Here is a 7,568-nt window from a genome sequence, read left to right as displayed (position 1 = left end):
CATTGTCCCCTTTGGAATTATTATTTAGGGGTGACAACTATCCTGCCATAGGGGGCCAGCAACTCTTTATCAATATTTGATAAAGGGCTGCTGGCTTTTTTATCGTTTTTTACTACGGTTAATTCAAATTAAGAGGGGTATAAAGCAACAGAGTGTAGAGGTAATATAGTAATACTTCAGGCTAGGTTCGTGTAGTCATACATGTACAGTAGAATGACTACATGGTGAGATCCTAAGTATATGATCTAATCAATCACTTCCATAACGTACATTAGTTTGCGCATTTATAACACAGCTAAACACAGCATCTACCATATTCTAGTATAGCCAAATCCATATAAATATGCTACATCGTCATCCCCGTTAACCATACTAAAGTATAGCCTGCACCAGACTTCTTATATCGAAATTATTTGAACTCAACTATAGCAAGTCCTAAATAAAAGAGATACAACCACGCGATACAGAGATACATTTTTCTTGCTTGCTGTTCCTATGCAAACAGAGGCTGGGTAACCTGTAACGCTGTATTAATTTTATAGTGGATCGGCTATATATGCTAAAGCGTGTCATTATTTTAAAAATATTGATAAAAATGAGATAAATTACTGTCAAACAAGGAAAATAGCGTAGATAATATTTAGATATTAGTCAGCTGTTTAACACCGTTGACAGAATGTAGTAATTTTCAACTCATTTAGATAACTATCGATTAAATTGAAAACACGTCCTAATATGGTAATAATATATTTATAATATGAGATTCCCAAAATATAATTTACCGTATCAAAATCTCTTAGTTTTTAATATTTCGTACTTGCCCTTATTTTTGCTATTCTAGCTTTTATGAGTTGCATAAAGTGAGTATGAGGTATTTATATATTTAGTTAATAGTATATAAGTTAAGGTGAATATATGACGAGTCATGAAAAAATAAAAAAGAGGTTTCTTTTGGGAGCGGTGGTAATGGTTTTGCTGGTTGTGCCTCGACGTAGCAGTCGGAAGGCTGATATAGAGGAATCTAATAATCCACAAGCGAAAAAATAAAGTTCACACCTATAGCAAGTCTCTAATACAACAGATAGCTATATAGATTGGCTGAGATGGCTGAGCTTCAGAAAATATAGTCATGTAGTTGGTTAGTACTCCAATATTATTGGCTCTGTGTTCCACTTTTAATCGCAACTCATTCAATTTTTATTATTCTAAAATGAAAACATACGATAGAAGATACGATCTTTGATATAATTTATTCTGATTATTAAAATAATAATTGATAATATAGTCATTGACTTGGTTTTTTCTATAAAACTACAAACAATGAAGTATTTCAACGATACTAAAGACTCTTATGGCTGCCTCTATAACACCTATACAGGAAGTACCTGATATATATCCTCTTATTGATACCCATACTCATTTTGATGAGCCAGTATTCGATAATGATAGAGCATTACTGGTGCAGCAAGCTTATGCAAAAGGCGTGCGTCATTTGGTTTTAGTGGGATATTTATACAAGCATTTTGAGCGTATGTATGATGCAGAGCGACTATTGAATACCACAAAAACATCTAATAGCCAAAAAGTGTCACATATCGAAAGCCATATTGCAGTGGGCTTGCATCCATTTTATATTAATGAGCACAGTGAAGAGCACCTGAAAAACTTGGCAAAAATGATTGCTGAGCAGCGCCCGCTAGCAATTGGTGAAATAGGATTGGACACCTTTACTGCTGAGATGAAAGCTCCTAATGTCTTTGCAAGGCAAGTGCAGTTTTTTCAGGCGCAATTGGATATGGCAGTGTTGTATCAATTGCCCGTGATATTGCATATTCGGAAAGCACATGCAGAGGTATTGTCCATATTGAAAGCACATGCTTATGATGCACACAAACTAGGTGGTATTGCACATAGTTTTAGTGGTGGTGAGCAAGAAGCAAAGGCTTTTATAAAGCTAGGATTCAAACTGGGTGTGACTGGGCAAATCACCAATCCAAATGCCAAAAAGTTGCGCCGTGCTATTCAAGCAGCTGTCGATAGTCATGGTATTGAATGCTTGGTCATAGAGACGGACTGCCCAGATATGATGCCCATCATATGTCAGGCATCAGATAATAGTTGGCCTAATAAGCAGTCGCGTGACCGTAATACTCCTGCCAATCTGTCATGGGTCTTGTTGAGCTTAAGTGAGCTACTTGAGGTGTCGCCAGATAGACTTGCTAAACAATTATGGCTCAACAGTTGCAATGCTTTGCGCACGACATGGGCGTATCCATTATAATATTATTTGTTATCGGTCATTGCTGGCCAAGTTTTTGATAGACCATGGGTTGGTAATACGTCGCTGACGTAAGAGAGACCCATACAATTTAAAAGAGCATATAACCTGTTATGAGTGAAACACGAGAATTCGAACTGGCAGAGTCAGTCACCACTAAAGACTCTGTCATCGCTGAGGTGACGAAAGAAGACGATCAATATGAACGTCGTTTTCAAGGAACACGAACACTCTATAGTGCATCAGTTGTTGATACTTTCGCTGCTGCTCATGTTTATGTTGTTGGTGTAGGAGGGGTTGGCTCGTGGGCCGCAGAAGCTTTAGCTAGAACAGCGGTTGGAAATATTACTTTGATTGATTTAGACGTATTGGTTGCTTCTAATGTTAATCGGCAGTTACCTGCACTAGATAGTACTTTTGGTCAAAGTAAAATTGGCGCAATGGCTGCACGTATTCGTGAGATCAATCCTAAGGTAACACTTAATTTGATTGATGATTTTTTGACAGTGGAAAACATCGCAGCTTTATTACCAAGTCGTGATGAAGCCAAAGCAGCTACTTCTCAAGGCAAGCCGATCGTTATTTTAGATTGCGTCGACGATATGAATGCTAAGTTGGCCATTGCTTTACATTGTCGTTTTAATAAATTAAAAATGGTTTGTGCAGGTGGTGCAGGTGGCAAGATAGACCCTAGCCAAATCAGGGTAACTGATTTGCGTGATAGTTATCAAGATCCGCTACTAGCCAAATTACGTAACAAGCTGCGCCATGAAAAAGGTATTAATAGTACTTTAAAAGAAAAATTCGGTATTAAATGTGTTTATTCTACAGAGCCACCACGGATAGATAAGAGCTGTCAAACAGGTGGGCTACACTGCGGTGGCTATGGTTCAGCAGTCGTAGTTACATCAGTGGTTGCGATGATGATGGTGAGCGAAGCATTACAATTATTGATAAAACAGACGGACAATAAACTGAGCGTCTGATCTTATTTAATGGAGTCCATCTTGTCTATATTTAACGTACCTAAACTTAGCTACCCAGTAGCGGCAGATGAAGAAGAGCGTATCCATAAACTTAGGAAGTATCAAGTGCTGAACGATGATGATGATCCTGCATTCAGGCGTTTAGTCGAACTTGTAAAATTGTTTTTTGATATGCCTATCGTTACTATTACTTTTATGGATGATAATACACAATATCTAAAATCTGCGAAAGGACTTGGTAGTATATGTAGAACGACACGTGAAGTGGCTATTTGTAATTATACCGTGTTATCTGATGAAGTCTTTATGATACCTGATTTGTCGATAGACAGTCGTTTTAGTCGAAATCCATTAGTTACAGAAGATCCTTATGTGCACTTTTATGCTGGTGCGCCAATTATGATTTACGAAGACAATAAAAGCTACCGCTTAGGTTCTTTATGTGTGATGGATACCCAGCCAAATTATGAGTTTGATGAGCAAAAAGCAAAGATTTTGTCTCAGTTTGCGACGATGACAGCAGATGCGTTGCGGCTACGAGATAAACAGCGCGATGCTAAACATGCTAATAAAATGAAGTCGAGCTTTTTGGCGAATATGAGTCATGAAATCCGCACTCCAATGAATGGTATTATTGGCATGGTGGAGATGTTGAGTGAAACCAAACTGAGCATTGAACAACAAGAGTACGTGGACAATATCAAAGTATCTAATGAGCACTTGATGGCGATTATCAATGGTATTTTAGATTTATCAAAAGTTGAGTCTGGAAAAATGACCATTGATGCTATTCCAATCAACCTATCTGGATTATGTAATGAAGTGGTGAGCCTTTTTGCTGTCAGAGCACGCCAACGAGGGTTGGTTTTAGACTATCACTATACCGAGTCATTGTCTCCTTATGTGAAAGGAGATCCAGTGCGCCTCAAACAGATTATTGCTAATCTCGTCAATAATGCGATTAAATTCACTCGTGAAGGAGGGCGAGTTAGTATTGATGTTAAACATGTATTCAGTTGTCAGCATGAGGGCTTAGAAGCGTACAGCGCAGATAATTATCATCTTCAAGATGCTACAACAAATAATGCAAATGATAATACTATTCACGATGCGACCGCTAAATGTGATCGCGATAAGGTCATGACATTATGTATTGAGATCACCGATACGGGTGTTGGTATTAAGGCAGAGTCGTTAGATGCGATATTTGATGCTTATGATCAAGCAAATAAATTCACACATCGTCTTTATGGCGGTACTGGTCTTGGGCTTTCTGTTTGTAAGTCTTTAGTGAATTTAATGGGCGGTTATATTGATGTAGATAGTGAGGTGGGTGTCGGTACAACCTTTAGGGTTTTGTTGCCTTTACCTGCTATCGATGAGAACCAATACGAAGCGTGGCAAGATGAAAATGACGCTACTGTGATTGACTCTAACCACGAGCGTGCTGGTCATATATTGCTGGTTGAAGATGATAACGTCAATGCGATTATCGCCAAAAAAGCTTTGAAAAAGAGTGGTCATACCGTTACACATGTTGCTGATGGACAGCAAGCAATCGAGATTTTTGCACGCTCTCCTGAACGTTATGATGTTATTCTAATGGATCATCATATGCCTATATTAGATGGTGTACAGGCTACTATTAAATTACATGAGCTCTATGATCCTCAATCACTGCCACCTATTATCGCTTTGACTGCCAATGCAATGGATGGTGAGCGCGAAAAATACTTAAAAATAGGTATGCAAGATTATTGTACCAAGCCTTTCAAACAAGAGCAGTTAAACGCATTAGTGCAGTATTGGTTGATACAAAAGCAGTTACTAGAAGAGTAACTGCTTACATAAAATTTGTATTACGTTTTATGTGTCACGGTCATCAGTACAAAAAAAGCTGAGCTACTTATCAAGTAGTTCAGCTTTTTTATTACATAATAGATAGTGGCTATCTATCATATTGCTTTTCAATACTGTTTAGCTAACACGAGTTTGATAATCACCCGTGCGGGTATCGACACGTACGACTTCGTCTTGCTGTACAAACAAGGGTACACGTACAACCGCGCCAGTCTCTAGCTTAGCAGGTTTGCCGCCGCCGCCAGAGGTATCACCACGCACACCAGGGTCTGTTTCTGTGATTTGCAACTCAACAAAATTAGGTGGTGTTACTGACAAAGGTACGCCGTTAAATAAAGTAATGGTACATAGTGCATTGCTATTTTCTTTTAGCCACTGTGTTGAGTCGCCCATCGCTGTTTTATCAGCTTGGATCTGCTCAAAACTCTCTGGATCCATAAAATGCCAAAACTCACCATCGTTGTATAGATAGTTCAGTTCAGTATCCATCACATCAGCAGCTTCTAAGCTGTCACCAGATTTAAAGGTTTGTTCTAACACTTTACCACTACGAAGATTACGCAATTTAACACGGTTAAAAGCTTGGCCTTTACCTGGTTTGACAAATTCATTTTCAAGAATGGCACAAGGATTGCCATCTAGCATAACTTTTAGACCAGCTTTAAATTCATTAGTAGAAAAACTTGCCACAAGAGACTCCTAAGGGTTGTAAATATGATGAGAGATAATGGGATATGGGGTTTGCTGTATCAAAATCGCTGATTACGCTAAGTGTCTAAAGGATAAATCGTATGCTTTGATAGGCTACGTACTAAAAGCGTATAATATTGGATTTTGGGCACAGGTAATAGGCTGTCATGATAAACCATTTAATCACACAAAAAAACTGGAAAACGCAATTATCCGAGGCCATTACGTCTATTGATGAGCTATTAAGCATCTTACAGCTTGAAGCAGTGCGAGAAAGTATCTATGTGCCTAAGCATTTTGAGTTACGCGTCCCACGTGCTTTTGTAGCAAAAATGACCATTGGCGATAGGGACGATCCTTTATTAAAACAAGTATTACCAGATCAGCAGGAGCAAATAAAGGTCACGGGTTATGTGGCTGATCCTCTAAGCGAGAATACGCAAAACCCTATAAAGGGTATGCTCCATAAATACCAATCAAGAGTACTGTTGACCATTACAGGCGCCTGTGCCATTCACTGTCGTTATTGTTTTCGGCAGCATTTTGATTATAGTGCAAATATGCCCACAGCCGAAGCAAAAGAAAAAATCATTGATTATATTACCGCGCATCCTGAGATTAATGAGGTGATTTTGAGTGGTGGCGATCCACTGAATGTAACAAACAGACGTTTATTTGCATGGCTAGATACGCTTGAATCTCTTCCTCAGTTGACTACTATTCGTATGCATACTCGTTTGCCATTGGTCATTCCAGAGCGTTTGGATGATGCATTGTTGACAAGACTATCCCAAAGCCGCTGCAACATTGTGATGGTGATTCATTGTAATCATGCCAATGAAATAGATACACTAACTGCAGAACACTTGCAGCGTGCACGAGCTGCTAGAATAACCTTATTAAATCAAGCCGTTTTATTAAAAGGTATTAATGATAGTGTGGAGGTGCAAGCGCAATTAAGCCAGTGTTTATTCTCATGTGGTGTGCTACCTTATTATTTACACGTATTGGATAAAGTGTCTGGTGCCGCACATTTTGATATCGATGAACGGTCATCAATTCAGCTTTACTGGTCATTATTGGCGGTGTTACCAGGTTATCTTGTGCCAAAATTGGTCAGAGAGCTGCCGAATAGACCTTTTAAGGTACCAATTAACATTTACAATGAGCATTAATATAGGCACTATAGTGTATCTAAAAATTAGTGGACAAAGAATGAGTTTGTTAGTAAATACGAACTGTTTATCGTTGTTATGTTTTAGAAAAGATACAAAATGAAGTTAGGATTAATATTTTTATAAGTATTAAAAAATATAGCCTACTGTAAGGTGGTATCTATTGTTGGTGACACATCTTGACGTTAAGTCATCATTTAAAGCGAATCTTCAATTCAATTAATTGTTATCTAAACGGATTGAAGGTAGTCTAATATCGTTAAATAACTGGTGATATCCCGATATTATTAGCGCTAGTTTTCGCGTTTGATGGTGATTTATCTCATGTTTATCATCTTTGTTTAAATGAGGACACGGCCTAGTCAGTATAGGTAAGTCTATTGTGTGTCGTTACTGTGTTAGAGTATATTCATTTATTAGTATAAATTATCTTGATACCATAGTGCATTTATATGAGATTGCCTATATATCGTTGTGCGTTACCTGATTAAATACTTTCCTCCTGCCAAGTTACTCAAAGCCACTAGGGGCTGTATAGAATTCAAATCAGCGGCAGCCAGATAAAGACACAAGCGAGAA

5 protein-coding genes are annotated in these 7,568 nt (G+C 38.2%); 4 read left to right on the top strand and 1 reads right to left on the bottom strand.

Going from position 1 to position 7,568, the window contains the following annotated elements:
* Positions 1-1,351: 1,351 nt before the first annotated feature.
* The 3 genes from EI164_RS13275 to EI164_RS13265 all read left to right on the top strand — a co-directional run bounded on the left by EI164_RS13275 (position 1,352) and on the right by EI164_RS13265 (position 5,103).
* Positions 1,352-2,281, top strand: coding sequence for a TatD family hydrolase (locus EI164_RS13275; RefSeq protein WP_192520423.1), 930 nt, complete (start codon positions 1,352-1,354; stop codon positions 2,279-2,281).
* Between the two features lie 110 nt (positions 2,282-2,391).
* Positions 2,392-3,264 carry a ThiF family adenylyltransferase gene (locus EI164_RS13270; protein ID WP_192520422.1) on the top strand — a complete coding sequence of 291 codons (873 nt, stop codon included), beginning with the start codon at positions 2,392-2,394 and terminating at the stop codon, positions 3,262-3,264.
* A gap of 21 nt (positions 3,265-3,285) precedes the next feature.
* Positions 3,286-5,103 carry a GAF domain-containing hybrid sensor histidine kinase/response regulator gene (locus tag EI164_RS13265; RefSeq protein WP_225739296.1) on the top strand — a complete coding sequence of 606 codons (1,818 nt, stop codon included), beginning with the start codon at positions 3,286-3,288 and terminating at the stop codon, positions 5,101-5,103.
* A 138-nt stretch (positions 5,104-5,241) separates the two neighbouring features.
* On the opposite strand, the gene efp is transcribed toward EI164_RS13265, so the two are convergent.
* The gene (gene efp / locus EI164_RS13260; protein ID WP_192520420.1) at positions 5,242-5,814 is read right to left on the bottom strand and encodes an elongation factor P; all 573 of its coding nucleotides are present in this window, start codon (positions 5,812-5,814) and stop codon (positions 5,242-5,244) included.
* A gap of 167 nt (positions 5,815-5,981) precedes the next feature.
* Here efp and epmB point away from each other — a divergent pair, with 167 nt between their 5' ends.
* A complete protein-coding gene (gene epmB, locus EI164_RS13255; protein WP_192520419.1) occupies positions 5,982-6,989 on the top strand; it encodes an EF-P beta-lysylation protein EpmB in 1,008 nt (335 codons plus the stop codon).
* Positions 6,990-7,568: the final 579 nt, after the last annotated feature.

Origin of the sequence: Psychrobacter sp. FME13 (genome assembly GCF_014861395.1) — a bacterium.
Lineage (GTDB): Bacteria > Pseudomonadota > Gammaproteobacteria > Pseudomonadales > Moraxellaceae > Psychrobacter.
Note: the sequence above shows the minus strand (reverse complement) of the source record. Positions and strands in the feature narration are given on the sequence as shown.